Origin of the sequence: Methylobacterium sp. CCH5-D2 (genome assembly GCF_001556475.1) — a bacterium.
GTDB classification, from domain to species: Bacteria; Pseudomonadota; Alphaproteobacteria; order Rhizobiales; family Beijerinckiaceae; genus Methylobacterium; species Methylobacterium hispanicum.
In genome coordinates this window covers 1-374 of record NZ_LSIX01000883.1, presented here as the reverse complement: position 1 = coordinate 374, position 374 = coordinate 1, and the positions used below count along the sequence as shown (strand labels likewise).

Here is a 374-nt window from a genome sequence, read left to right as displayed (position 1 = left end):
CCCTACATCGTGATCGTGGTGGACGAGATGGCCGACCTGATGATGGTGGCCGGCAAGGACATCGAGGGGGCGATCCAGCGGCTGGCGCAGATGGCGCGGGCGGCGGGCATCCACCTGATCATGGCGACGCAGCGCCCGTCGGTGGACGTGATCACCGGCACCATCAAGGCGAACTTCCCGACCCGGATCTCCTTCCAGGTCACGAGCAAGATCGACTCGCGCACCATTCTCGGCGAGATGGGCGCCGAGCAGCTTCTGGGCCAGGGCGACATGCTGTTCATGGCCGGCGGCGGGCGCACCACGCGCGTGCACGGGCCGTTCTGCTCGGACGCCGAGGTCGAGAGCGTGGTCGCCCACCTCAAGCGCCAGGGCCG

1 protein-coding gene is annotated in these 374 nt (G+C 68.7%); it reads left to right on the top strand.

The window, feature by feature from the left end:
* Nucleotides 1-374: FtsK/SpoIIIE domain-containing protein (locus AX737_RS23535; RefSeq protein WP_197430700.1), on the top strand; the 374-nt coding region annotated here is incomplete at both ends.